This is a genomic window from Methylocapsa acidiphila B2, assembly GCF_000427445.1.
Classification (GTDB): domain Bacteria; phylum Pseudomonadota; class Alphaproteobacteria; order Rhizobiales; family Beijerinckiaceae; genus Methylocapsa; species Methylocapsa acidiphila.
Map to the genome: position 1 here is coordinate 3,258,892 of NZ_KE386496.1, position 25,594 is coordinate 3,284,485.

Here is a 25,594-nt window from a genome sequence, read left to right on the forward strand (position 1 = left end):
CCGGAGGCGCCGTAAAGCTGCGTCGAAGCAGCGGCCCGCGACCAGAGCGTTTTCCGACCGTCCGCCGGCTTAAGCGACGACATCCGCGAGGTCGCCGGCGAGCAGGAGCTGCGGAACCTGGGTGAAGCGCCAGCCCTCGCCTTGCTTGTCGAAAATCCAGACGAGATCGACGCGCTCGTAAGGCCAATATTGCGGCGCGGTCTTTTCGTCGCCGAGGATGGCGTTGGCGATGATGTGCATGGAAAGATGTTTCCAGGCGATCAAAGCCGGCCCCGGAGCGGCGAGGACCTGACGCACGAGGGCGGTCTCCTCGCCGTAAAAATAGTCGCCATTGAGCTCGACGCCGGAGTCGGCCTCTAACAGCTCGGCGAGAGGGATCAGAGTGTTCCGGGGTCTCAGGCTCGGGTCTTCCGGCGCGGCTTTGCAAGCGTAGAGCGCGCGGGGCCGGGCGAGGGCCGGATGGCTGAAGCGATCGTCGCAGGGCGCGAAGAAACGAACCAGCGCGCCGGCGCGCTGCCAGCCGCGCACGGTGATCGATTCCTTGTCCTTGCGCCCCTCGAGATTGACGCCGCGAAACCTTTTGTCGGGACTGGGGCGCTCCGCATGGCGGATCAGCATGACCTTGTCGCAACTCATCGCGAGTCTCCCGATCCTTGGGCCGGGCGAAAGCCCGGACGGCTCAACATTTATAATGGCTGGCGATTAGCGCCTCGAAGGCCCCGGCCGGAATGAAGGGCTTGGCCCGCGCGACGGCGGTTTGCGCCAGGGCGCCGATGGGATAACGCAGCGCCGGCCGATCCAATTCGACGATGCGCTTGACTGCTCGGCCGACCAGGACCGGGTCGGCGCCGCTGGTTTCGTCCGCCTCGATGGCGGCGAGCGCGGCCTCGAATGTCTTGCGATAGGCCGAGCCGGGACCACTCGCCGCCGTCAGACGTCGCGCTGCGGTGAAGCCTGTGGCGAAATCGCCCGGCTCGACGATCGCGACTCGGACGCTGGATCCGCGCAGCTCCATGCGCAGCGCCTCGCAATAACCTTCGAGCGCGAATTTTGCCGCGCTATACATGCCCTGGAAGGGAAGCGCGATGAGGCCGGCGATGGAGCCGACGACGACGAGATGGGCGGGATCACGCGCGCGAAGATGCGGCAAGGCGGTGCGGCAGACGCGATGATTGCCGAAGAAATTGGTTTGGAATTGCGCCAAGGCTTCCTCGGAGCTCGTGTCTTCCAGCGCGCCAGCGAAGCCGACCCCCGCATTGCTGACCACGACGTCGAGGCGGCCTTCGCGTGCGACCACATCGGCGATCGCGGCCTCGACCGAGGAGTCGTGATCGACGTCCATCTTGATCGGCTCGAAACCTCCGGGGGGATTGGCGTCGGCCGCTTTGCGCGACGCGCCATAGACGCGATAGCCTGCGCCGTGCAGTTCCTCGGCGATCGCCAAGCCTAGGCCCGAACTTGCTCCCGTGACAAGCGCCACGCGCTTTTCGCTTTTCATTGCCCCGTCCCCTTCAAGCTCTGGTCAAAACCGCGCGCGGCTCTGGATAGCCGGCTCCGCCTTGCGCCTGTCTCTATCACGCGGGCGGTTTTTCCGCCGCAGGTTTGGCTCGGCCGACAGGCGTCGCACCAAAATTGGTGGCGTCTCAGTTTGAATTTCCGCTCCCGACTCATGTCGGTCGCTTAGCTAAAGCGGTTTGTTTCCCAAAAGCGGACCTAAAAGTCGGCCATACTTCCTTAGGCAGTCATAGCTAGGAAGGCCAATGCTATAGAACTTCCATCGGCAGCATCTGGCGATATCGGTTGGCGTCACCCCCAACACCTTCGAGTGCGCTAGGTCCCGTTGACAAATAGGATTCCCATTAGGGTAAGGTTCTGATTCAAGGTCGCTTTCGGAAGGAGGCGGGCTTGATTCGGGGATTGATGTCGGATGAGGAATGGGCGTGTTTCGAGCCGTTCGTGACGGTTCGCGGCGCGCATAGCGGGCGACGGCCGAAGGACCACCGCCTCGTTCTCGATGGGATTTTCTGGATTGCCCGCACCGGCGCGCAATGGCGGGACCTGCACGAGCATTTCGGCAAATGGTCGTCGGTCTATCGGCAGTTCCGGCGCTGGACTCTCAGTGGGCTGTGGGAGCTCCTTCTGGAAGCCCTGAATGAAACCGAGGGCGTTGGCGAGACCGTCCAGATGATCGACTCGACCATCATCCGGGCGCATCACTGCGCCGCCGGCGCTAAAGGGGGACTCCGCGTCAGGGTCTTGGCCGCTCGAGAGGTGGCTTCACGACAAAGATTCACCTCCGCACGAACGGCGAAGGACTGCCGATAGCCGCAAAGATCACCGCAGGCGAGGTCTCGGATTATTCGGGCTTCGCCCCCTTGATGGAAGCGGAAGGACCTGAGGCCAAAGTCCTGCTCGCCGATCGTGGTTATGATTCCGATCATATTCGCGAAACGCTGGAGAAAACAGGCGCTGCGGCCATCATTCCGACGCGCCGAAACCGCAAGATCCAAATCCAGATCGACAGTCACATCTATGCCTTGCGCAACCGCGTCGAGCGTTGCTTCAACAAGCTCAAAAACTCTCGGCGCCTCGCAACCCGCTACGACAAAACCGCAGCCAGCTATCTCGGGTTCGTCCAAATCGCCGCGATCAGGATCTGGATGCGCATATTTGTCAACAGGACCTAGTTTGAGCCGGTGAAAATCGCTGAATCGAATCACCGTTAGATGCTTTCAATCAGTAGGCCCTAATAAATGCCACAGACTCCCAAGCCGATGTCTCGCACTCTTGCCGTCGAAATCGCCACGAAGACCATAGCCGTCGTTAACCCGGCTAACCGCGGGCTGCGAATAGCGGATCTGCTCGAAAAGCATGGGTTCCGCCGCGTCCGGGAACCCGAAATGGATATCCTCAGCGATCAGGCCCGCCTCGTGAGTTGGTTGCGCGAGACCTTCAGAGTCGACTGAATGGATTCTACGAGAAAGGTAGCTGAAGAACAGCAGGGGTTTATCCGATGGCTGCGGCCTGATTATCAGACAGAAAGAAGCTGGCTCGGAAGCGGACCGACGCAAAACCACCCTTTGCAGAAATTCAAACTGAGACGAAACCCAAATTTTGCGTCAATTGACAGGCTTGAGCGCCAATCCTAAGGTCGAGCATACCGGGATGCGAAGAAGGCGGTGTGATTCCGCCGCGGTCGCGCCACTGTCAGCGATGCGCCTGAAGTTTCGAGCGCCTTGCGAGCCAGACCTTCCTCTCGGATTGGCGAATGCGATTTGGGACGCGTCATCCCTGGAGTCACGACATGAGCAAGGCCCTTTCCGCTCCGGCGGCCAGTCTCGCCCCCATTCCCGTCCGCGATATTCTCCCCTGGCTCGTCTTCGGCGGTCTCTTCTGCCTATTGGCGATTTATTTCGTCGGCGCGGAGCAGGGCGCGACCGCTTTGTTGCCCGGCCATTTCATGCACGAACTTGTCCATGACGGGCGCCATCTCCTGGCCTTTCCCTGCCATTGAGGCGCTCGCATGGTCGGATCGCTTTTGCTCCGGGGGATGCTGGCCGGCCTCCTCGCGGGATTGCTCGCCGCGGCGTTCGGCGCGCTCGCCGGCGAACCCTCGATCGAGCGCGCGATCGCCTATGAAAGCGCCGCGGCGCAGGCTGCGGGCGAGCCGCCGGAGCCTGAAATTGTCAGTCGAGATGTTCAGCGCGGGCCGGGCCTTTTTGCCGCCGCTATGGTTTACGGCGCCGCCCTCGGCGGTTTCTTCGGCTTAGCTTTCGCTTTCGCCCATGGCCGGATCGGAGGCGGCGATCCCCGCGCGGTTGCGGCGCTTCTCGCGACGGCCGGCTTTGTCGCGCTCGCGCTTGCCCCCGCGCTCAAATATCCGGCCAATCCGCCGGCGATCGGCGCCGCGGACACTATTGGCGCGCGCACGGCGCTGTTTTTCATCATGATGTTCGCCTCGCTCACGGCGATGATCCTGGCGGCGGCGACCGGGCGAAATCTGGCGGCGCGGTTTGGCGCCTGGAGAGGGGCGCTCACCGGCGTCGTCGTCTTCGTCACAGCCGCCCTATTCGCGGGCGTCCTTCTGCCTTCGGTCAATGAAGTTCCTGCGGACTTTCCAGCCGACCTCCTCTGGCGCTTTCGTCTCGCGTCTCTGGGCACGCAGGCCGTGCTCTGGAGCGCCATCGGATTTGGCTTCGCGCTTCTGACGCCGACGGCCCGTCATCTCTCAGCGTCGGACTAGGTCCCGACTCGGGACTGGGCGAAGCTGCTTGAATTTCCGAAGGGGGGCGCGTCTTCTTTCGCCCGACCTGATTGGCGGGCGCCGTCGGTTTGTGATGGAGAGCGTCATGGAGCCAGAGCATTTCGGAATCGAACAGATTACGGAAGAGGACCGGGCCTACGCCGGGTCGCGTTACGCCGAGGTTCGCGACGCCCTGTTCGCGCATCCCTATCAAGCGGTTTGGGGGCTTGAAAGCGCTCCGCCCTTGCCGCGCTACGAAACGACCGTCGCCAGTTTCTTCCGGGGCCTTCTTCCCTTTGGTCGGCGCTATTTGTTCCGGCAAGCCTCGGAACGAACCGTCGATTCCCATGCGGATTTGCGTTGGGGGCCGGATCGGAAGGGATTTCGCCGATTTCTTCATCCGAACGGGATCTGCCTCACGGGTCTATGGGAAATCACCGAGGCGACCGAATATTCGGGCTATTTTCGGCAAGGCAGCCGCGCCTTGACGATTGGCCGCTATTCTACCTGCTGCACGGAGACCCGCCGCGGCCACGTCCGCTCGCTGGCCTTGGTCGGAAAGCTCTATCCAACAACCGATCCTGATCATGCCGAGCCGCTTCGCGCCGCGAACTTCTTCACTCAGGAAGACATTGGCGGCGACCACACGGCCTACATCAACGACGCCGAGCTTCGCAATGCGCCGAATGTCAGCCCTTGGCGGCGGGGAAAGGCTCTATTGACCATTGTCGTCGAAGGAATCGTGTTCACGCTGACCGACAAGCAAGCGACCCTGCGTCAGCTTCATCAGATCGCGGAGCTTGGCAAACCGAGCAGCGAGCCCACGCGCGCGCCGACATTCATGCGTCTTCTCGTGGCGGCCGAGCAGCCGAGGATCGAAGGCGAGGCCCTGGATTTCCGCGATGAGATCATGGCGCAGATCTTCGACAAGGGCGATCCGGCCCCGAAGCGCAAATTGGCCTTTCATATCGAAGTCACGGATGAAGGGACTGAGCGGAATATTTTGGGCTATGTGCGGCGCCGCTTCCGGAATTGGCGCCGCATTGGCAAATTGACCTTCGATGACGCCGTCGCGTCCTACAACAGCGATTTTGTCGTTCATTTCAATCATCCGGGCTGGCGCGACGACAAGAATGACCCGGCGACGGCGCATCGACGGTCGATCTAAATATAAAGATCAGCCGTCAATGCGGGAGTGGAAGGCGGCTCGCCCGGCGCGCATGGATTTCTTGGCGGGCGCTCTTGCGTCGACCTTATGGCTCCGCCAATCATGCAAGATTGATTCGGCCGAGGCGCGCTATGAAGCTCAAGAGTTCCATCGATTCCGTCGGCGACCATTTTTTGGTGGGCCTGCGGCCGACGACCGCGCTTCACGATCTCGATCGGGCTCTGCTCAACGATCTGCGTCCGGCCGGCGTCATTCTGTTCAAAAGCAATTTCCGCCACGACCTGTCTTATGACGGTTGGCTCGAGAGTCATGCCCGGCTTGTCGACGACATTCGCGCGGCCGCCGGTCGACCGAAAATGTTCATAGCGATCGATCATGAGGGCGGCCGGGTCTGCCGCACGCCGCCGCCGATCACGCGTTTCGCCTATGCCTCGCAATGGGCCGATCACGCCGCGGAGGTCGGCGGGGCGATCGGGCGCGAGCTCGCCTCGCTCGGCCTCAACCTGAATTTCGCGCCGGTCCTCGACATTCACACCAACCCGAAAAACCCGGTGATCGGCCCACGCGCCTTCGGGACGACTCCGGAAGCCGTGATCGCCTCGGCGCTTCCTTTCATGCGCGCCATGCAGAAAGAGAAAGTCATCGCCTGCGGCAAGCATTTTCCCGGTCATGGCGACACGAGCGTCGATTCGCATGTCGGCTTGCCGGCGCAGGACCTCGACCTCGACTCGCTCCGCCGCCGCGAATTGAAGCCCTTCGCCGCCGCGATCGAAGCCGGGATCGGCATGATCATGACCTCGCATATCCTGTTTCCGGCGATTGATCCCGAGGCGCCGGTCACGCTATCGCCGCGCTTCATTCGAGAGATCTTGCGCGAGGAGCTTGGCTTCGCCGGAGTCGCGATCTCGGACGATGTCGGCATGGGCGCCATGAACGGCATTTTCGACGCCCCCGAAGCGGCGGCCCGTTTCATGGCGGCAGGTTGCGACATGCTGATGGTCTGCGCGCATTTCACCGACACCGATCGCGCCCGACGCTTCGCCGAGGCGATCGTCGCGGCGATTGACGAGGGTCGGCTCGACGAGTCGCTTCTGGCGCGATCTCGGGCGCGCGTGTCGGCGCTGCTCGAGCAAACGCCGGTGAACGAGGTTCGACGTTTGCCGGAAGAGGCGCTGCGCGCGCATGGCGACGCCATGGCTTTATATACAGATCAGACCGTCGAGGTCGTGTGAGCGCATCGTCCCGCGGCTGGAGGTCGCGGCTTCTCAAATCCGGCCGATTACACGCGTAGCCCTATCAGGTAAGTAAACTATATAACCGGCCCCAAGGCGCGGATTGTCATTGTCGCAATTGGTAAAGTCGTGCATCTAGGAAGTTTGCGGAGGAAAAATTGCCCCGAAACTTATCCGGAAAAATCGATACTTTGCTGGCGCTTCGCGCCGATGGGCGGCTTCTCGTCGGTAGGGAGCGGATCACGTTGCTTGAAGCCGTGATCCAGCACGGGAGCATCACCAAGGCCGCGGAAATCGCCGGCTTCAGCTATAAGACGGCTTGGGACGCGGTTAACGCCATAAATAATCTTCTCCCCCGGCCGGCCTTCATCACCCACACGGGCGGCCCGCGCGGCGGCGGGGCTGAGGTGACCGACGAGGGACGGCGTTTGATCGCGGCCTTTCGCCGACTGGAGGAAAAGCTCGGGCGAATTTCCAACGCCATCGTCGAGGAAGGTCTCGAAAACGAGCGCGACCTTTTATTCTGGGGGATCGGCCTCAAGCTCAGCGTCCGCAACGCGTTTCACTGCGAGCTTGTCGAAATCCTCCCGGCGCCAGTCAATGTCGAAGTGAAGCTCAGGGTTTCGCCGGAGATCGTGATCACCTCGATCATCACCAACGCCAGCATCGTCGAGCTCGGCCTAACCGTCGGGCGCTCGGCGGTCGCCATGGTCAATGCCTCCTCTGTGATGCTGGCCCCCAAGGAAGACGCCCCGCGCATCTCGGCGCGCAACAGGATCAGCGGCGTCGTGGTCGATCGAATCGACGGTGGCGTCGATTCCGAGATCACCGTCGATATTGGCGGCGGCAAGACCATTATTTCGGTCGTCACGCAGGACGCGGCTGAGGATCTGGGCCTAACGCCCGGCAGCGCGGTCTGGGCGCTTTTCAAGACCTCGCATGTGATCCTCGCAACGGATTGAATTCGTTCGCGACCGGCTCGCGGAGAACGGTTCCGCTCCCGCCTATCTGCCAAACCTGAATTCAAGCTGCGGTCGCCTGCTTGCGGTTCGGTTGGGCCGACTCGCGGCCGGCTCAGTCTCTTGACTATAATTATGTAGTCTATAGAAAGGGTGTACCACTCTTAGGGAGCCCTTCATGACCCCGCTCAGGCGCGATCGCCTCGTTTTTCCCGCCGTTTTTCGAGCCCTCGCCATTGGCGGCCTCGTCCTCGCCACGACCGCTCTATCCGCTCACGCTGCGCGAGCGGAAGAGGCGCTGCTCAATGTCTCCTATGATCCCACCCGCGAGCTCTACCGTGCGGTCAATGAAGCCTTCATCGAGGACTGGAAGGCGAAGACCGGCGAAACCATCGCCGTGCGCGCCTCGCATGGCGGCTCCGGCGCGCAGGCTCGCGCCGTGATCGACGGCTTGCCCGCCGATGTCGTGACCTTGGCCCTGGCCGCGGACATCGATTCGATCGCCGCCAAAACCGGGAAGCTCCCGGCCGATTGGCAAAAGCGGCTGCCCAATAATTCGACGCCCTACACCTCGACCATCGTGCTCGTGGTCCGCAAAGGCAATCCCAAAGGAATCAAGGACTGGGACGATCTGATCAGGCCCGGCGTCTCGGTGATCACGCCCAATCCGAAGACTTCGGGCGGCGCACGCTGGAATTTCCTTGCGGCCTGGGGCTACGCGAACAAGAAATTCAAAGGCGATGAAGCCAAGGTGAAGGACTTCGTTCGCGCCGTCTATAAGAACACGCCGGTTCTGGACACAGGCGCGCGCGGATCAACGATTAGTTTCGCGCAACGAGGCCTCGGCGACGTGCTGATCTCCTGGGAGAATGACGCCTTTCTCGTCTCCGAGGAATTCGGCAAGGACAAGTTCGACATCGTCGTGCCGTCCATTTCGGTCCTCGCCGAGCCGCCGGTCGCCTTGGTCGACGCCAATGTAGACGCCAAGAAGACGCGGGCCCAGGCTCAGGCCTATCTCGATTTTCTCTATACGCCGAAGGCCCAGGCCATCATCGCCGCGAATTACTACCACCCGGTCAAGCCGGAGGCGGCGGCGCCCGCCGATCTCGCCCGCCTGGCGAAGATTCCGCTCGTTACCGTGGACGGGGATTTTGGCGGCTGGGCTAAAGCGCAGGCGAAATTCTTCGCCGACGGCGGGGTCTTCGATCAAATCTACGGCGCGCAACGCTGAGGCCGTCTTGCTTACGTTTTTCAGGATGAGATGCGGCGGCCTCGGGGCCGCCGTTTCTTTATCTGGCGAGGCGCGAAAAGCCTCTTGGAATTCCCGCCCGTTGAGCCGTATCTCGCAGTTGCGGGCGTGAGCGCCTAGGATCTCGCCGCGCGCGCGGCGCCGTCTTTGGCAAGCTGATTATTGGGGTCGAACACGAGGGCGCGCTGATAGGATTCAAGCGCCTTCGCTCGATTGCCGGATTTCTCATAGGCGAGCCCGAGTCCGGCCCAAGCGTCGGCGTTCTTATTGTCGACATTGAGCGCTGCGTTGAAATCCTCGATCGCCTTGTCGGGCTTGCCGATGGCGAGCAGGCTTTGCCCGCGCGCTTGATAGGGCGGGCCGGCGAAAGGATTTCGATCGATGGCGTTGTCGAAATCCGTGATGGCCTGCGCGTGGTTTCCCTCGCGCTGATAGATCAAGCCTCGCGCGTGAAAGGCTTGGGCGCTCTCCGGATTGAGCTTGATCGCCTGATCGAGATCGGCGCGAGCGTCGCTGAGATTGCCTTGGGCGCGCAGGAGATTGGCGCGGCCGAGATAGGCGGGCGCGTGGTTCGGGTCAACCGCGATGGCGCGATTGAAATCGCTGAGCGCGGCGTCATTGCGATTGACCTGGCGATAGGCCAGCGCGCGATTGGTGAGGGCCGCCGCATTGTCCGGAGAGATCTTGATGGACTGGTTGAAGTCCGCGATCGCTTCCTGAAACTTGCCGATCCGCGCATAAGCGACGCCGCGCGTGTTATAGGGCTCCGCGCTATTCGGATTGCGTCGCACGACATCGTTCAGGGAGGCGAGATTAGCCTCGTGCGCTTCCGTCGACGCGCTGTCGATTTCGGCGGCCCCGGTGCCCTGCTTGGTCATCAGGTTCGTGGTCGTTTCGCAGCCGGCGAGCGCAAAAGTCGCCGCGGCGACCAAAAGGCCATGCACAGGACGCCTTGCCGGCGTCGCGCGTAGAAACGCCATCGCGAAGACTGTCATCCGCTCACCCTCGCCGGGCATTCACGGGCCGACTTGGCCCATAAACTCATTAGGGAAGAGACATGACGGCTCCGAGACGCGTCCCACAGGCCTGCTTCACGCTTTGGGAGCTGAGCCTGGCATTTCGCAGCGGGAGCGCATGGCGCCGATGACGAAGGCGATCAGCGAGCGCCCAAAACGGGCTTCGGCTTCATCGGCAACAAGCCCTCGCGCTGCATTTTCTTGCGGGCGAGCTTGCGGGCGCGGCGGACGGCCTCGGCTTTCTCGCGGGCTCTCTTTTCGGAGGGCTTTTCGTAATGGCCGCGGAGCTTCATCTCGCGGAAAATGCCTTCGCGCTGCATTTTTTTCTTCAGCGCCTTCAAAGCTTGATCGACATTATTGTCGCGAACGAGAACTTGCACGCAAAAGTCCTTGATGAATCGCCACATCGTCGCCTGCGGCGACGCATTTGACGGAAAAAGGCGGAACGAAAAGCCGGGCGCTTTTTAGCGCCCGATCCCAGAGAGAACGCGGATACCAGACCCGGGCCTATCTGTCTAGAGCCGAGAGCCGGTTAGCAGCTGCTCAGCTCAGGGCGCCGGAACGACTGAGCTCAAGGCGCGACGCGCGTTACATGGCCCATTTTGCGGCCGGCCCGCGCTTCGGACTTGCCGTAAAGATGAAGGCTCGTTCGGGGCTCGCGTAGGATCTGCTCCCAGGCGAAGGCTTCCTCGCCGATCAAGTTCCACATCTCGACGCTTGATCCATGGCGATCCGTCACGCCGAGCGGCCAGCCGGCGACCGCCCTGACATGCTGCTCGAATTGCGAGGTCAAAGCGCCGTCCAGGGTCCAATGGCCGGAATTATGAACGCGTGGGGCGATCTCATTGACGCGAAGCTCGGCGGGGCCTTCGCCTTCTCCGCCGGTCGGATCGACGACGAACATCTCGACCGCGAGAACGCCCACATAATCGAGCGCGTCCGCGATCGCATGGGCGATCCGCACCGCCTCGGCCGCGGTCTCCGGCGCGATGCGCGCTGGAGCGCGGGTGAATTTCAAGATATGGTTTTCGTGCTCGTTTTCGCAGACGTCATAGACAGCGAACGCGCCGTCCGCCCCGCGCGCCGCGACGACGGAGACCTCCTTGGCGAAGGGCACGATTCCCTCGAGGATCGCCGGCGCGCCGCCGAGCGAGCGAAATGTGACGGCGAGATCCCCGCCCTCGCGGACGAGAACTTGGCCTTTGCCGTCATAGCCGAAACGCCGCGTCTTGAGGATCGAGGGACGGCCGAGCTGCGCCACCGCGCGGGCCAGAGACCCAGCGTCGTCGACGCGCAGATAAGGAGCTGTCGCGATGCCGTTCGAGGTCAAAAATTCCTTTTCGACCAGCCGATCCTGGCAAGTAGCGAGAGCGGCGGGGCCAGGTCGCACCGCGCCGATCTCGGCCAACAGCGCCGCCGTCCGCGCGGGTACATTCTCGAATTCATAGGTTACGAGATCGACGTTGAGCGCGAAATCCTCCAGCGCCTTCTCGTCGTCGAAAGGCGCAATGGTGCGCGCCGCGCTCACGTCGAAGGCGGGGCTATCGGGATCATTGGAATAGATATGCGTCTTGAGGCCGAGCCGGGCCGCCGCCAGGGCGAGCATTCGGCCCAATTGGCCGCCGCCGAGAATGCCTATGGTCGCGCCGGGTGCGAGTGCAAAGGACATGGCCAATTCAGTCCCCGTTCGCCGGCCGCTCGGCCACGGCTTCCGTTTGCGCCGCGCGCCAACTCGACAGACGCGCTTCGAGCGCCGGATTCGCAAGAGCCAGAATGGCGGCGGCGAGGAGGGCGGCGTTGACCGCGCCGGCCTTGCCGATCGCCAAGGTTCCGACTGGAACGCCGGCGGGCATTTGCACGATGGAATAAAGCGAGTCCTGTCCGTGCAAGGCTTTGGTTTCTATCGGGACGCCGAGAACCGGAAGCTCGGTCAAGGCTGCGGTCATGCCGGGAAGATGGGCGGCGCCGCCGGCGCCTGCGATGATCACCTTAGCGCCGGCCGCCTTGGCCCCCTTGGCGAAGGCGAAGAGCCGATCGGGTGTGCGATGAGCTGAAATGATCAAAGTTTCGTAGCCGATCTCGAGTTCGTCGAGGACGCCGGCTGCATGCCGCATCGTCTCCCAATCCGATTCGCTACCCATAATGACGGAGACGGGTTTTTCGGTGGCGGACAAATGGCGGTCCAGGGCTTGGATACGGCGAAGGCAGGGGCATAGACGAAGGGGGGAACCGGCGCAAGCGCGCCGAAGCCTGCGCCGGCGTTCGGCGATCCCAGCGCGGCGGGATCACTTTCTTTTGGCCGGCCGTTGCTCGCTTTACAAAAAGGACGGCGGCAAAATTTACTATTTCTATCTTGCTCTGAAAAATGGGTTGTTTCTAAAAGCAGAGAAAAGCTTTCCAATGAGCGAGGCTCCGAACTTGCCGGCCCATTGCGCCGCCAGCAACCAGAGGAAGGCCCATAATTTTACCCAGAAAGACAAGACGCCCCAATTTTCAGACACGGAAGCCTCCTTTGAACTCTGCTTTAAATAAATAAAGTTACTTTTTGCTGAACTGCATGATAGGCGAAGCCGCTCGGTCCATATAGTCGAGTTTAAGCTTTATCTTTACTGTCAGATGATCATCGATGAGGCCCGAAGATCTGGTCCGCCTGCAATGTATTGGATTTGAAATACGCGGCGCCGCCGGCGTTGAGGCGGCGTGGGGGAATGTCGCATGCCTGCTCTGGCGCGCGCGTTTCCCCCTCGCTTCAAAATGGTTTAGAATTCGAAAATCGCAACATTCGGGTTAGATCGGAAATCATGACGGAGACTTCGGAAGACGCCGGCTACGGCCTTTCAAGAGATAGCGAAGCCTTGCGCGCCTCGCCGCGGCTTTTTGAAAATCCGCTTCTCGACAAATTGTCCCGCGTGCATTGGTCGACGCCGCTCTTCGTCTATGTGCCTGTCGTCGCTTGCCTTACGGTGGCGAGCCTAAGACTGTTCGACGTCACGAGCGTCCTTGGCGGCGCGGCGCTCGGCTATCTGATCTGGACCTTGACCGAATATTTCGGCCATCGCTTCCTTTTTCACTATGAGTTTCCTGGCGCCTTTGGCGCGCGCATCCATTTGCTGATCCACGGCATCCATCATGTGCACCCGAACGATCCGCTGCGGCTCGTCATGCCGGCGCTTCTGAGCGGGCCGATCATGCTCATCGCCTACGCCATCCTGCGCCTCGTCTTTGGATCAAGTCTGGTCTATCCAGTCCTGACGGGGTTCATTCTCGGCTATCTCGCCTATGACATGGTGCATTACTATGTCCATCATGGCGATCCGAAGACGCGAGTCGCCCTCGCCCTGCGGCGCGTCCATATGCTGCATCATTTCCGCGATCCTAAGCGCGGCTTTGGCGTCAGCGCGCCCTGGTGGGATTATGTCTTCGGCACGGCCCATGTCCGGCCCGGCGGGGCTTGAAGAGCTTCGAGAAAGTTAAACGTCCCGTGCGCCGCGGCGGGCGTCGAAACGCCCTTCGCCCCATACAACGTCATGCGTCGTCCAGGCGCGAAGCCAGGCGGCGAGGGCGAGAATTTCTCGGCCCAAAAAGGCGAGCGGCGCCCAGGCTGAAATTTCCCAACCTTTCAGCGCCGTGAAGAGAATTTCGGCGCAAAACCATCCCGCCAAACTGGCGCCGAAGCAGAGCGAGGCGGGGAGCCCGATGAGCGGCCCCGCGAGCGCGCCCGCCAATGCGGCCGGCAGCGGGCTGGCCAATGGCTCCAAAGGGAAAGATATTTTTTCGTTCGCCCGTCTGATCACGCTCCAGCGCGCTTGGCGCTCATAGACCTCGCGCAGGCTGCGCGCGCCGATCTCCTGAGCGACCGTGCGATGCGAGAACACGGTGCGGAGCCCCTGCCGCGCGAGCGCCATCGAAATGGCCGTGTCCTCGGCGAGCATATGGCCGACCGCCTCGAGGCCGCCCGCCTTGGCGAGATCGCTGCGCCGAAACAGCATGACCTTGCCGACGCCATAGCCGAGCCCGAGGACCGAGGCGGCGAGGAGAAGGCGCGCATGGCCGTTGAGCAGGATCGCCTCGATCCGGCCGGCGAAGCTTTGCGGACGCACCGCGACCGGGACCGCGACCACAAGGCCGACGCCCTTCGAAAAACTCCGCATGAAGGCGGCCATCACGTCGGGCGCGAGCGTCATGTTGGAGTCTTTCGTGAAGACGAAGTCGTTTCTGGCCTCGCCGAAGGGCGCGGCGAGATTATTGAGCTTCGGGCTGACCGCGATCTGCGCGGCCGAACGCAAGATGCGGCAAGGCCGTTCGGGATGCGCGCCGGCTACGCGCCGCGCCGCGTCGAGCGCGGGCGAATCCTCCTCGACTGCGCTGATCAGGACCTCATAGGCCGGATAGTCCTGAATGAAAATGGAGGCTTGCGCGCGCTCGAATCCGGGATCGAGATGCTTGATCGGCACGAGGGCCGACACCGGAGGCAGATCGGCGCGCGTCGCTCGGCGTCGCTGAAGGACAGGCTGCATAAGGCCGCAGGCCAGGGTCACGGCGAAGAGCGCCGTGGACAGGCACCACCAGAACGCGCCGATCATGGAGAGAAGAAAAACCACGAGGATCCGATGAATGAGTGCGGCGAGGGCCTCGCTGCAGGCGGACGAGCGATCACCTTCGTTTAACGCCGGATTCGGCGCAAGCTCAGCGCCCGCCCGCCGTTTTCAAGGCGGCGGCGCTGCGGTCGACCCGGCTGTATAAGGTGAAGCGCGGATCGAAAATGAATTGGATCTGGAGACCGGGCCAGGACTCATGCGTCTTCAGATCCGCATAGAATTCCGGCGCCATCTCTTTCAATTGCGGCAAGCGGGTCCAAGGCACGTCCGGAAAATCGTGATGTTCGTTGTGATATCCGATGTTGAGCGCGATGACGTTCAGCGGGCCGTAGTAATCGAAGGTCTCCTGCTCCGGATCGAAGGTGAAATGCTCCTGCACCCAGCGCGCCGCCAAGGGATGCAAGCCGCCGACTGAAAACCAGAAAGAGGCGAAGAGATAAAGCAGGGCGTTCGGGCCGAGGAAGACAAGGATCAAAAGATCATAGGCGACGACGCAGGCGGCGTTGATGAAGGTCCAGCGGCCCCACATCGGCACCGTGCCTTTCAGCCGGCCGAGCCGGAATAATTGCAGCGCCGGGAAAAAGAACATCCAGGCCGCCTTGCCGAGCGCGCTTCGGCCAAAGACGCGGGCCTCCCAATGGCTCGGCAGATCGGCGTCGTAGTCATAATCGCCGAGATGCGAATGATGCTTCATATGATAGCAGCGAAAGCCCATCGCATTCGGGAAGGTGTTCGGCAGATCGGCGAGGATCGCGATCCATTTGTTCAGGGCGTTGGATTTGAATACGCAATTATGGGTTGCGTCATGGATCGCGACGAACATGGCGTGATTGGCGAAGGCGCCGATGCAAAAGGCGCCGATCAGGGCGGCCCACCAATAGGCGAGGCCGAGATGGCCGAAGACGGCGGCGAGCAAGGTCTGCCCGGCGACCGCGCCGGCGATGACGATCGCTGTTCGCGGATCGTGGCCGATCAGGGCCTCGACTTCGGGATGCGCCTTGAGGATCGCCCTCCGACGCAAAGGATGCGGGCGCTTGGCCGCCGTTGGAATGAAGGCGTTGCGCCGCGCGGCGGTCTCGGCGGCGTCCATCGAGCCTAGATCGAAAGCTTGCGCGCTCATGCTTCGATGTTCCTCTTGTAGGGGCGACGCGCGGCGCGCGATTCCGCCCGACAATGGTGTGCTTCTCCGTCGCGAAGGATCAATGCGACCGATCGCATCGGCCGGGCGTTCGGCGCTCAGGCGGCGAGGCTTTTCTCATAGATGCGATGAATCTTGTCGATGCGCGCGCCGGAAAGCTCGATGGGCCGGCGCATGCCCACATTATCCTCCAGGACCCAGCCGAATTCGACATGTTCGAGCGGCCCGTGGGCGCCGCGCCGCCGACACTCCTCTATGAAGGCCAGGATGACCGCCCCGCCGGCCGCTCTGCGATGCAGGGCCTGCCTCACCCCGAAAAGGGCGAGTCGTCCCGATTTGAAACGATGGTTGCGAATGCGCGAGATCAGGCGCGGTAGGCCGAAGGGAAACAGGCGGCCGCCGAGATCCGCGGTGATCTCGTGCAGGTTCGGCAGAATGACGCCAAAAGCTTGCGGCTCGCCGTCGAGCTCGATCATGAAGCCCCCTTCCGGCGGCATGACGAGCTTGAGCCCATCGGCGCTCGACATGAATTCCTCGAGCGTGAAGGGCACGTAGCCCCAATTCTGCCGCCAGGCGTCGTTGAAAATGTCGACGATGATCTCGGCTTCCGGCTTGATGTTTTTGAGATCCAGCGTCCTGATCGCGAGCCGGCCGCGCCATTCCGGCCGCGCCATGATGCCGGGCTCTGCCCGCCGGTCCTTTTCGCTCACGTCATAGCGGTAGGAGATCAAGTCGCGCGCTTTCTTATAGCCCCGCCGCTCCAGCGCCTTGGCCAAATGGGGCGGGGTCCAGGGCATGAAGACCATCGGCGCGGCGTCGAAACCCTGAATGAGCAGGCCGCACTCGCTCCATACCGAGGGGGAGAAAGGCCCATGAATGATCTCGGCGCCGCGTGCGCGCAGCCAGGTCTCGGCGACGTCGCAAAGGGCGTCGACGACGGCGTCGTCCTCGATCGCGTCGAGGCAACCGAATTGCGCGCGCGAGGCGCCCAGCGGGGAAATCTCGTCCTTATAGACTTGCGCGAAAATGCGCCCGGCGAGCTTTCCGTTCTTGCGCGCCAACCAGGCCTGAGATTCGACCTGCTTGAAATGCGGATTGAGCCTCGCCGCGTGCATGGTCCAGCGTTCGGCGTCGAGCGGCGGCGCAAAGCCCATTTCGCCTTGGTAGAGAAGGCGCGGCGCCCGGCAGAAGGTCAGGAAGTTTTGCAGCCCGTCCGCGGGGACGATCTCGATAGAAGGCATATGGATGGCGGTCCTCGGGTTCAAAGACTGCGGAGCTAGGGCCGATCGGCGACGCCACGAGAGTTCGAGCTTCCGGCCCCTGAGCGATGCGAGGCGTGGGACGCTCTCGACCAGCCTTTCCTTTCGCTTGTCCGAGTCGCGATTCCGGCTCAATCGGACGCGGGAGGAGACGAACCGCAGCATCATTTTTCGCTGCAGGCTCTCATCGCCTGACGGTGTTGGCTTCCGTCCGCTGGGCGGGCCGGCGCGCCTGCGCCTTTTTGCCTCAGGTCGCCGCGCTGAGGGACGCCACGGGTTCCGCGTGAACGCTTTTGCGCGTCGCCAACAGATCGATGACGCCTCTGATTTCCGATTCTGTATGCGCCGCCGACAGGAAGAATCGAAGCCGTGGCTGGTCTTTCGGAACGCCGATCTGAATGATCGGCGGGACGTAATAGCCATGGCTCAGCAAATGGCTCGACGCGGCTAAAGTCTCGAGACTGTCCGAGAAAAGGATTGGAACGACGCCGCGGCCAATGGCCGGCCCTGTGTCGAGGCCGGCCTCTCTCGCGAGCCCCATGAAGAGCTCGGCGTTCTGACGCAGGCGCTCGAGCCGCCAGGGTTCCTGGCTCAGCAAGTGCAAGGCGGTCTCGGCGGCGGCCGTGATGACGGGGGAGAGGCCGACGCTGTAGACAAAGCCCGGCAGCGTGTAGCGCAGCCAGTCGATCACGGCGGCCTTGCCGGCGATGAAGCCGCCGCAGGAGGCGAGGGTCTTCGACAAGGTGCCAATAATCAGGTCGATGTCCTGAGGATCGACCCCCACATGCTCGCACAGGCCGCGTCCCTGCGCGCCGAGCACGCCGATGGAATGGGCTTCGTCGATCAATAGCCAGGCCCCGCGGCGGCGCTTGATCTTGACGAGCTCCACGAGGTCGGCGAGATCGCCGTCCATGCTGTAGAGGCCTTCCGCCACAATCAGCGCGTTCCGATAATGGTCGCGTCTCTCACGCAGCAGAAAGTCGAGATGGTCGAGATCATTGTGGCGGAACACGATGGTTTCGGCGACCGTGCTCTTCGCGCCGCTGACGATGCTGTTATGCGATAATTCGTCGATGAAAAGGGCGTCGCGCGAGCCGAGAATATGGGAAATGGTCGTCACATTGGTCAGATAGCCGCTGACCAATGTGAGCGCCGAGTCGGTCCCGAGAAATTCGGCGAGCGCAACTTCCAAATGATGATGCGTCGAGCGTTCGCCGCCGACGAGCCGTGAGGCGAGGGCCCCGACCCCGAAAGTTTCGAGAGCGGCGGCGGCCGAGGCTTTGACGGCTGGATGAGAGGCGAGGCCCAGATAGTCGTAATTCGCGAAGCTGACGAAATGCCGCCCTTTGATCTTCGCTTCCTGGCGCAGACTATCGGTCGCCGCGAAAAACGGGTCGCCGCCTTCGAGATAGGCTTTGCCCGCGAGGCGGAACCGTTTGGTGGCGTAGTCGGCGAGGCTGTTGAACTTAGACACGAATATAGGCAGTCCAAATCGAGTTCATGAAACGCTTCGAAAAATCGGGACTCTCGACGACGCAGGATGGAATGGGACCTCTCATGGCGATACGAGGCATATCATCATGAATTGGGTGGAGCAAAATGCGATCTTCGCGCAACGCCGCCGGAGGGGCTCGACCGGCCGGGCTCGATCATAAAAAGTTCTTTTATTACAAGCCTCTAATTCAATTGGTCAATTCCGGTTACAAAACGTAACAAAGGGCCGAATGACGGTCGTTCGCCGGGCTGCAGCGCCCGCAGCGGGGCGCCTGCGAATCAAAATTGTCACATCGAGATCGCGCCAGACCGAGCGGCGGAGTCAAGACAGATCGATCGCATGACGCTTGAGATCGGCGAGGGCGCAATATTCGAGCGCGCCTTCATGGGTCGCCTGCAGAACGACATGGGGGGCCTTGCCGGCGTCATGCGCTTCCTGCCAGCGCGGCGCGCAAAGGCACCAGCGATCGCCGGGATTAACGCCTGGGAAGCCATATTCCGGCAGCGGGGTCGACAAGTCGTTTCCGGCCGCCTTGGAAAAGGCCAGGAAGGCCTCCGTCGCCACGATGCAGACCGTATGGCTGCCGAGATCTTCGGCAGCCGTGTCGCAGCAGCCGTTTCGGAAGAAGCCGGTGATGGGATCGAATGAGCAACTCGTCAAGGGCTCGCCCAAGACATTGCGGGAAGGCTTGCGGCCGCCGCCGCCGGTATCGTCCCTGAACATGCGCGCTCCGATTGTTTATGTGAGACTCGAACAAAAGCGCTGAATTTTCGCGCATGCCTCCTCCAGGGTGGAGGTGGCGGTCGCGTAGGATATGCGAAAGTTCGGACCGAGGCCGAAGGCCGAGCCCTGCACCACGGCGACCCCTTCGGCTTCGAGCAAGGCCGCAGTGAAATCCTCGTCCGTCTCAATTTGCTTCCCGTCGGGCGTTTTCCGGCCGATCGCCGCGGCGCAGGAGGGATAGACATAAAAGGCGCCTTCGGGCGAAGGGCATTGCAAATATTTTGCCTGGTTCAGCATGGAGACGACGAGGTCGCGCCGCGCCTCGAAAATCTTTCGCCGCTCTGCGATGAAGTCCTGCGGGCCGGTCAGCGCCTCGACCGAGGCCCATTGCGCGATCGAGCAGGCGCCCGAAGTTTGTTGCCCCTGCAACATCTCCATCGCCTTGATCAGCATCTCCGGGCCCGCGGCGTAGCCAATGCGCCAGCCGGTCATGGCGTAGGATTTCGACACGCCGTTCATGGTGAGCGTGCGGTTGATCAGATCCGGGGCCGCCTCCGCCAGGGTCGCGAAGGTGAAATCGCCATAGATCAGATGTTCGTAAATGTCGTCGGTCAGGATCCAGACGTGGTCGTGACGCAATAGGACCTCGGCCAAAGCCCGCAGCTCGTCATGCGTGTAGGCGGCGCCGGACGGGTTCGACGGCGAGTTCAGGATCAGCCACTTGGTCCTGGGCGTGATCGCCCGCTCGAGCGCTTCGGGCCGTAGTTTGAAGCCCTGCTCGATGCTTGTCGGAACCGTCACAGGCCGGCCGCCGGCGATCAAAGCCATGTCCGGATAGCTCACCCAATAAGGCGCCGGAATGACCACTTCATCGCCTGGATTGACTGTGGCGAGCAGGGCGTTGAACAAAATATGCTTGCCGCCGGTGCCGACGATCGTCTGCGACGGCTTGTAGTCGAGATGGTTCTCCCGCCGGAATTTTTGCGCGATCGCCTCGCGCAAGGCGGGAATTCCGGCGACCGGCGTATATTTGGTCTCGCCGCGCTCGATCGCCGCGATGGCGGCCTTTTTGATATTGTCCGGCGTGTCGAAATCAGGCTCGCCCACGGAGAGAGAGATGATGTCGCGTCCGGCATTCTTGAGGTCGCGCGCCTTTTGCGTCGCCACGATCGTCGCGGAGGGCTTCACGCGCAGCAAGGCGTCGGCGATAAAGGGCATGGCGCAAGGCTCCGTGCGCAGGGACCGTCGCAGGTCGTTGGGGGGCGGCGCGGACCTTAGGGCGAGGGCGCGGCCGAGGGCAAGTGAGGATCCGCGCGCTCCTGAGACGAGCCCTTCGCCTTATTGATGAAAATATGCGCGACTTTGAGGAATCAGCCCGAGTCGGGCTCAAAAACGTCGGCTTTCGCCTATTAATATTGCTGAGGCGTCATTTTTCTAGAGCCTCCGCCGATCAGATGGAATCGATCTGATCGGCAAGAATATGGTTGAGTTCTTCGAAGTCGGAGCAATTTCTTAGTCGATCGCCCGCTTTGGGGCGGAATGCGTTCGACCAGCGATCCGCGCTGCGACAGTGCGTAATTTTTTTCTCGGCGCCGCGGAAATATTCGTCGGCAGTGAAACTTTTTGACCCACGGCCGCGTTTTAGCACCGAACGAGATTTTTACCTGCCGCGCGAAAAATGGGGTTCTGAGCGGGGCGTGCGATACCGCACCGGCGAGCGCTCTTGGATCATTGAAGAATGACTCCATGAGCAATCGATTCGGACCATCGCGGCGGGGTTGGAGATGCGGCATGTTCGTCGCGCAGCATTTTGACCAGGGCAGGGAGGCGGGATTTCTCCATAGGGTCGACGCGCAATCGGCACGACGGCAATTTCAGGTGTCTTTGGCTCTCATCTTGGTGCTGGCCATTGCCGCCGTCGCGTTGGGTTTGCTGGCGCGCGTGGATCGAGCGTCCATGTTTACCATGTCTCATTGGCCGATGACCGTCGGCTCCCGTGTCGCGGAAATGCCGCTGGACATCCGGAGCTAGGGTCTTCAAACTGTCACACGAGCTTCCCCTTGGCCCCCGGGAAGTGCGTGCAAGGGCCGCGTTCTCCGAAAGGGGGCGCGGCCCGACGTTTTTTTGGCTGTTGCGCACGAGCCATTAACCCAATGATGCCTTTGAGCCATCGAGGTCATTGACTGTTGCGGTCGAATTAATCACCGAGGCCCAATGAGATCATTGAGGCCCAAGACGTCTATCATCGAATAAAGGCCCGGCTTGCGGCTCCTGCCCCAGAGCGCGGCTTGCACGGCCCCGCGCGCGAATATGCTGCGGTCCTCGGCGGCGTGAGCGAGTTCGATGCGCTCGCCCGGTCCGGCGAAAATCACCTTGTGGTCGCCGATCACGGTTCCGCCCCGCAAGGAGGCGAAGCCGATGTCGCCGGACTTGCGCGGGCCCGTATGTCCGTCGCGGCCGCGCGCGGCATGTTGGTCGAGCGACACGCCGCGCCCTTTTGCAGCCGCCTCGCCGAGCAAGAGCGCCGTCCCGGATGGCGCGTCGACTTTCATACGATGGTGCATCTCGACGATTTCGACGTCATATTCGACGCCGAGCGTATGGGCGACCTTTTCGACAAGCGCCGCGAGCAGATTGACGCCAAGGCTCATATTGCCCGAGCGCACGACGACGGAATGGCGTGCGGCCGCCTCGATCCGCGCCAAATGCGCCGACGAAAACCCCGTGGTGCCGATGACGTGAACGATGCGCGCCTGCGCGGCGAGCGCAGAAAGCTCGACGCTGACCTCGGGCGACGTGAAATCGAGCAGGGCCTCCGCGCCGAGAATGGCGCTCAACGGGTCGCCAGTGATTTCGACCCCGGTCTGGCCGCAGCCCGCGAGGAGCCCGGCGTCCTGGCCGATCGCGATCGAATCCGCCTCCTCGACGGCGCCGGCGAGAGTCGCGCCAGGCGTCTCATGGATAACCTGGACGAGAACCCGGCCCATGCGCCCGGCCGCGCCGGCGACGACGAGACGCATTTCGCTCATGGCTGATCTCCTGAGGCCGGGTTGCGATAAGATCTATAGATCACGACGCGTTCGAACGGAAATGCCTAAAATCTTGAAACGCCTCGGGCTGCGACAACAGAGCGTGATTTTCAGCAAAAACGCAGAAACGGCCGTCCACGTGCGTCCTGCTCCTTTGACGATTTTGGATCGATTCGATCCAAAATCACCGCGATCTGGCCGCGAACTCGTCATGCCCGCGTCACCGACGCCTTCTATCATCGCTGGCGATCGAGGGGCGCGACAAGCGGCTTGAGATCGCGCGCCGGGCCGGAGGTACGCCCGGCGCTTTGCGTTTCAGGGGCCGCTTTTTCCTCTGGCGCCCCTTTTAGACCACGCATTGCGCAGGAGGTTAGCGAATGCTAACTTCCGCTCCATGGATAAGGAGCATGCCAATGTCGAATATCGGCGTCATCGCGATCAACACAGGTTTCGTTCAAGTCAAGAAGCCATTTCTGACAAGAAAAGGCGGCCCGATCGGTAGCCGCTTGCGCATTCTCCTAAGCGCGGAATTCAGCTCGGACCTTCCCGTGCTCGCCTGGCTGATCTCCCACCCAGAAGGCGACATTCTGATCGACGCCGGAATGAGCGCGGGTTGGCTGCGCCCCGACTATCTCGACTCGATCGGCAGTTTTGACGCGTGGCTTACGCGGCGGCTGTGCCGTTTCCAGGTCGAGCCCGGCCAGTCGATCGGCGCGCAGCTCCCCAAATTTCGCGCGGCGGGGACGCAGGGCCTCCGCGTGTTCATGACCCATCTTCATATCGATCACGTCGATGGGTTGCGCGAGTTGCAGGGCTGCGAGATCTGGGTCAACGAATCCGAATGGGCGCATCCGTCGGGCGCGCCGAAGGCCCTGCTTGCGCCCTTGACGCCAAGGCGCTTCGCCTTCGAGCCCGTCGCCGATCCCGTGTTTGACCGCATTTACCCGATCACGCGCGCTGGCGACCTGTTCGTCGCGCCAACGCCCGGCCACACGCCGAACCATTGCTCGATCATTCTTCGGCGGGGCGGTTTGTCCTATGTGTTCACCGGCGACGCCATTTATAATCAAAAGCAATTGCTCACTGGCGAATTGGCGGGAGCGCATGCGAATGCGCGGCTCGCGGCGCGGAGCATTGAACGGCTTGAGGCCTATGCCAAGACGCATCCGACTGTGGTGCTTCCCTCGCATGATCCGGACGCCGTGAGGCGCTTGGCCGAAGGGGAAATCGCGCCGCTATGGGCGGGTTGAAGCAGAATCGGGGAACAAGATGTTTTCTTGTCCAGGACGACGCCCCGGCCAAGGCGGCCGGACTGAGAGCGGCGCTCGGGCTTTTCGTCGTTGGCGGCGTCGACGCGACGAGCGTTCGTGACATTGCGGCGGAAAGCGGCTTTTCCAATCCCGCGATCTTCAAGCATTTCGAAAGTAAGGACGCGCTCGCCCTTTGCCTTTTCGAGCGCTGCTATGCCTGGATGGGCGAGGCTTTCCGCGCCGAGGCCGCGGCCGCCGGCCCCGGGCCTGAGCAAAAAATCGCGGCCATCGTCGCCTGCGCCTTGCGCCTGATCGAGGAGGATCGCGAGGCGGTCCTTTACGTGCAAGAGAATCTGCGGCGCTTTTGGCGCGGGGCCAGCGCCGAGACGAGGCGTTATTCTCTTTTGGGCCAGATACGGGAGTTGGTCGGAGCCCGCGGCGTCTCTCCCGAAGAGCAAAAGCTACAGGCCTCCGCGATCATCGGCTTTATCGCTCAGCTCGCCCGCGAGGCTTATTTCGATGAATTGCCGGCCCCTGCGCCGGAAATGGAGTCGCGGGCCAACGCGATCGTGGCGCGAATCTTGAGCCTATTGAAATAAGGCGCGCCGCTTATTCCGAATCCACCCCGGCTATGTCTGCGACGATGGCTTCGGCCGCCGCCTTAGGGTCGTTTGCTTCTGTGATCGGGCGTCCGACGACCAGATAATCCGCCCCTGCGGCGCGCGCGGCGGCCGGCGTCATGGCTCTCTTTTGGTCGCGGGTCTCCGAGCCGACGGGCCGGATGCCGGGAGTTGCGAGGATCAACTCCGGGCCGAATTTCGCCCGCATGGCTTTGGCTTCCCCGGCAGAGAGGATGAGCCCGTGGATTCCGGCCCGCCGCGCTTGCTCCGCCCGGCGCGCGACGAGATCCTTGACTGCGAAAGCATAGCCCGCCTCGCGTAGATCCTGGTCGTCATAAGAGGTCATCACGGTCACGGCGAGGAGGCGCAGAGGCGTTCCAGCGACACCGGCCATCGCGGCCCCCATTGTTTGGGGATAGGCGTGCACGGTGAGGAAATCCGCGCCAAGACGCGCCACATTGGCGCAGGCTTTGGTCACCGTGGTCGGGATGTCGTGCAGCTTGAGATCGAGGAAAACCCGCTTGCCGGCGGCGACGAGATCCTTGGCGAAGGGGAGGCCGCCGCCATAGGCGAGCTCCATCCCGATCTTGTAGAAGGCGACGCTGTCGCCGAGCCGCTCGACCATCGTCTCGGCTTCGCGCACGGTCGAAAAATCGAGCGCCGCTATCAGTCTTTGCCGCGCGGGGAGAGACTCGAGGCCCGTGAGGGCGCGGGCCTCGCTCATCGCGGCCGGCGCTGCTTGTCGCGCTTGGGGAGCCGGCCCAGAAGCCGCAGCGCCGGTTCGAGCCGTACGCCCTGCCGGCGCAAATGCCTCGCCCTGGCCTTCAGGCGAAACCTCACTTTTGCGTCTTCGATCTCTTTCATCAAATGGGTCTGCATGTGTCCTGCGCCGGACCTCATGATGCCGATGAAATCCTGCCTTGTCTCCGCCGACCCTTGGCGCTGCGAAGCCGCGTCTTGACTTTGCGGCCGATAGATCCAGACGCGCGCCGGCGGCAAGTTCAGCCAGACCGGCGGGGACCCCTCCACGAGAAAGGTGGGCCCCTTGGCGCGGCCGCGGGGGATCGGCGAAACAGGGCCATAGGTGAATTGAACGAAGCGTCCCGCGGGGGCGAGCAGCGCGAAGCCCTGCCCCAGAAGGGCGAGCCTTTCCCGCTCTGGCTTCATAAGCAGGGGCAGGCTCGAGACAATGGCGGCGGCCGGTTCGCGAATATGCCCCGCCAAGGTTTCGGCCAGGCGATAGGCGTCGCCTTGGATGATATGGACGCCGGGAAAGCGCCGCGCGAGCAGGCGGCAAAAGCCTGGGTCGAACTCCACCAAAAAGAGCCGGTCCGGGGCGACGCCTCGGCGCAAAAGCGCCTCAGTGACCGGGCCGGTGCCCGGCCCGAGCTCAATGATTGGCCCTTCCACGAGCGGATCGACGTAGCGGGCCATCATGCGCGCCAGGAACCGGCCGGACGGGGAGACGGCGCCGGCGACCATGGGGTTGTCGAGCCACGATCTGAAGAAACGCGCCTCGTCGGCGATGCGCTCTTCGATCGGTATGTTGGGCGATGACGCGCTACGAGGGTCCGGACGCGAGGATTGGCTGAGCAAAGGAATGTCCTCGTTCTGG

27 protein-coding genes are annotated in these 25,594 nt (G+C 62.4%); 11 read left to right on the top strand and 16 right to left on the bottom strand.

Annotation, left to right across the window (positions count from 1 at the left end; all coding sequences use genetic code 11):
• Positions 1-69: 69 nt before the first annotated feature.
• Both METAC_RS0117990 and METAC_RS0117995 read right to left on the bottom strand, forming a co-directional pair.
• A complete protein-coding gene (locus tag METAC_RS0117990; protein WP_026608094.1) occupies positions 70-636 on the bottom strand; it encodes a hypothetical protein in 567 nt (188 codons plus the stop codon).
• Positions 637-679: 43 nt separating this feature from the next.
• Positions 680-1,498 carry an SDR family oxidoreductase gene (locus METAC_RS0117995; protein ID WP_026608095.1) on the bottom strand — a complete coding sequence of 273 codons (819 nt, stop codon included), beginning with the start codon at positions 1,496-1,498 and terminating at the stop codon, positions 680-682.
• A gap of 422 nt (positions 1,499-1,920) precedes the next feature.
• On the opposite strand from METAC_RS0117995, the gene METAC_RS25995 reads away from it, so the two are divergent.
• The 7 genes from METAC_RS25995 (at position 1,921) to METAC_RS0118040 (ending at position 8,833) form a co-directional block, all read left to right on the top strand.
• A protein-coding gene (locus METAC_RS25995) for an IS5 family transposase (protein WP_245257393.1) occupies positions 1,921-2,687 on the top strand; the annotation gives its coding sequence in 2 pieces (ribosomal slippage) (positions 1,921-2,233 and positions 2,233-2,687; 768 coding nt in all).
• A 617-nt stretch (positions 2,688-3,304) separates the two neighbouring features.
• Complete coding sequence (locus METAC_RS0118015) at positions 3,305-3,514, top strand: CbtB domain-containing protein (RefSeq protein ID WP_026608097.1); 210 nt, start codon at positions 3,305-3,307, stop codon at positions 3,512-3,514.
• 9 nt (positions 3,515-3,523) lie between these two features.
• Positions 3,524-4,243: a CbtA family protein gene (locus METAC_RS0118020; RefSeq protein WP_026608098.1), complete on the top strand. Its 720-nt coding sequence runs from the start codon at positions 3,524-3,526 to the stop codon at positions 4,241-4,243.
• A 106-nt stretch (positions 4,244-4,349) separates the two neighbouring features.
• Positions 4,350-5,411, top strand: coding sequence for a hypothetical protein (locus METAC_RS0118025; protein ID WP_026608099.1), 1,062 nt, complete (start codon positions 4,350-4,352; stop codon positions 5,409-5,411).
• Positions 5,412-5,542: 131 nt separating this feature from the next.
• On the top strand, positions 5,543-6,643 hold the full coding sequence (gene nagZ / locus METAC_RS0118030) for a beta-N-acetylhexosaminidase (RefSeq protein ID WP_026608100.1): 1,101 nt from the start codon (positions 5,543-5,545) through the stop codon (positions 6,641-6,643).
• Between the two features lie 158 nt (positions 6,644-6,801).
• Entirely contained in the window at positions 6,802-7,605 is an 804-nt protein-coding gene (locus tag METAC_RS0118035; RefSeq protein ID WP_026608101.1) for a TOBE domain-containing protein, read from the top strand.
• 175 nt (positions 7,606-7,780) lie between these two features.
• Positions 7,781-8,833, top strand: a complete 1,053-nt coding sequence (locus METAC_RS0118040) for a sulfate ABC transporter substrate-binding protein (protein WP_026608102.1) — start codon at positions 7,781-7,783, stop codon at positions 8,831-8,833.
• A 134-nt stretch (positions 8,834-8,967) separates the two neighbouring features.
• On the opposite strand, the gene METAC_RS0118045 is transcribed toward METAC_RS0118040, so the two are convergent.
• From METAC_RS0118045 to METAC_RS26585, 5 genes are all read right to left on the bottom strand, one after another.
• Positions 8,968-9,831: a tetratricopeptide repeat protein gene (locus METAC_RS0118045; RefSeq protein WP_036256775.1), complete on the bottom strand. Its 864-nt coding sequence runs from the start codon at positions 9,829-9,831 to the stop codon at positions 8,968-8,970.
• 176 nt (positions 9,832-10,007) lie between these two features.
• On the bottom strand, positions 10,008-10,247 hold the full coding sequence (rpsU, locus tag METAC_RS0118050) for a 30S ribosomal protein S21 (protein WP_026608104.1): 240 nt from the start codon (positions 10,245-10,247) through the stop codon (positions 10,008-10,010).
• Between the two features lie 191 nt (positions 10,248-10,438).
• On the bottom strand, positions 10,439-11,536 hold the full coding sequence (locus METAC_RS0118055) for a 5-(carboxyamino)imidazole ribonucleotide synthase (protein WP_026608105.1): 1,098 nt from the start codon (positions 11,534-11,536) through the stop codon (positions 10,439-10,441).
• Positions 11,537-11,543: 7 nt separating this feature from the next.
• A complete protein-coding gene (purE, locus tag METAC_RS0118060; protein WP_342446954.1) occupies positions 11,544-11,981 on the bottom strand; it encodes a 5-(carboxyamino)imidazole ribonucleotide mutase in 438 nt (145 codons plus the stop codon).
• Positions 11,982-12,215: 234 nt separating this feature from the next.
• Positions 12,216-12,368 (bottom strand): hypothetical protein, encoded by a 153-nt coding sequence (locus tag METAC_RS26585; RefSeq protein ID WP_156898272.1) that lies wholly within the window; start codon positions 12,366-12,368, stop codon positions 12,216-12,218.
• Between the two features lie 300 nt (positions 12,369-12,668).
• Here METAC_RS26585 and METAC_RS0118070 point away from each other — a divergent pair, with 300 nt between their 5' ends.
• Entirely contained in the window at positions 12,669-13,322 is a 654-nt protein-coding gene (locus METAC_RS0118070) for a sterol desaturase family protein (RefSeq protein ID WP_026608108.1), read from the top strand.
• Positions 13,323-13,337: 15 nt separating this feature from the next.
• Here METAC_RS0118070 and METAC_RS0118075 read toward each other — a convergent pair whose 3' ends face one another.
• From METAC_RS0118075 to METAC_RS0118105, 6 genes are all read right to left on the bottom strand, one after another.
• A complete protein-coding gene (locus METAC_RS0118075; RefSeq protein ID WP_245257519.1) occupies positions 13,338-14,468 on the bottom strand; it encodes a glycosyltransferase in 1,131 nt (376 codons plus the stop codon).
• 85 nt (positions 14,469-14,553) lie between these two features.
• Complete coding sequence (locus tag METAC_RS0118080; protein WP_051335875.1) at positions 14,554-15,555, bottom strand: fatty acid desaturase; 1,002 nt, start codon at positions 15,553-15,555, stop codon at positions 14,554-14,556.
• A gap of 146 nt (positions 15,556-15,701) precedes the next feature.
• On the bottom strand, positions 15,702-16,844 hold the full coding sequence (locus METAC_RS0118085) for a hypothetical protein (RefSeq protein WP_026608111.1): 1,143 nt from the start codon (positions 16,842-16,844) through the stop codon (positions 15,702-15,704).
• Between the two features lie 265 nt (positions 16,845-17,109).
• Positions 17,110-18,336 carry an aminotransferase class I/II-fold pyridoxal phosphate-dependent enzyme gene (locus METAC_RS0118090; protein ID WP_026608112.1) on the bottom strand — a complete coding sequence of 409 codons (1,227 nt, stop codon included), beginning with the start codon at positions 18,334-18,336 and terminating at the stop codon, positions 17,110-17,112.
• 342 nt (positions 18,337-18,678) lie between these two features.
• Positions 18,679-19,080, bottom strand: a complete 402-nt coding sequence (locus METAC_RS0118100) for a DUF2237 family protein (protein ID WP_026608113.1) — start codon at positions 19,078-19,080, stop codon at positions 18,679-18,681.
• Between the two features lie 15 nt (positions 19,081-19,095).
• Positions 19,096-20,298: a pyridoxal phosphate-dependent aminotransferase gene (locus tag METAC_RS0118105; protein WP_026608114.1), complete on the bottom strand. Its 1,203-nt coding sequence runs from the start codon at positions 20,296-20,298 to the stop codon at positions 19,096-19,098.
• A gap of 573 nt (positions 20,299-20,871) precedes the next feature.
• On the opposite strand from METAC_RS0118105, the gene METAC_RS24410 reads away from it, so the two are divergent.
• A complete protein-coding gene (locus tag METAC_RS24410; protein WP_036255708.1) occupies positions 20,872-21,111 on the top strand; it encodes a hypothetical protein in 240 nt (79 codons plus the stop codon).
• Between the two features lie 170 nt (positions 21,112-21,281).
• Here METAC_RS24410 and dapB read toward each other — a convergent pair whose 3' ends face one another.
• Positions 21,282-22,109, bottom strand: a complete 828-nt coding sequence (dapB, locus tag METAC_RS0118120; protein WP_026608116.1) for a 4-hydroxy-tetrahydrodipicolinate reductase — start codon at positions 22,107-22,109, stop codon at positions 21,282-21,284.
• Positions 22,110-22,522: 413 nt separating this feature from the next.
• Here dapB and METAC_RS0118130 point away from each other — a divergent pair, with 413 nt between their 5' ends.
• Positions 22,523-23,359, top strand: coding sequence for an N-acyl homoserine lactonase family protein (locus tag METAC_RS0118130; protein ID WP_026608118.1), 837 nt, complete (start codon positions 22,523-22,525; stop codon positions 23,357-23,359).
• Positions 23,347-23,958 (top strand): TetR/AcrR family transcriptional regulator, encoded by a 612-nt coding sequence (locus tag METAC_RS25370; RefSeq protein WP_051335670.1) that lies wholly within the window; start codon positions 23,347-23,349, stop codon positions 23,956-23,958. The genes METAC_RS0118130 and METAC_RS25370 overlap by 13 nt, the downstream gene beginning before the upstream one ends.
• Positions 23,959-23,968: 10 nt before the next feature.
• Here the strand turns inward: METAC_RS25370 and pyrF are convergent, their stop codons facing one another.
• Together pyrF and METAC_RS24420 are read right to left on the bottom strand one after the other, a co-directional pair.
• Positions 23,969-24,703: an orotidine-5'-phosphate decarboxylase gene (gene pyrF / locus METAC_RS0118140; protein ID WP_051335671.1), complete on the bottom strand. Its 735-nt coding sequence runs from the start codon at positions 24,701-24,703 to the stop codon at positions 23,969-23,971.
• A complete protein-coding gene (locus tag METAC_RS24420; protein ID WP_245257520.1) occupies positions 24,700-25,575 on the bottom strand; it encodes a class I SAM-dependent methyltransferase in 876 nt (291 codons plus the stop codon). The genes pyrF and METAC_RS24420 overlap by 4 nt, the downstream gene beginning before the upstream one ends.
• Positions 25,576-25,594 lie beyond the last annotated feature (19 nt).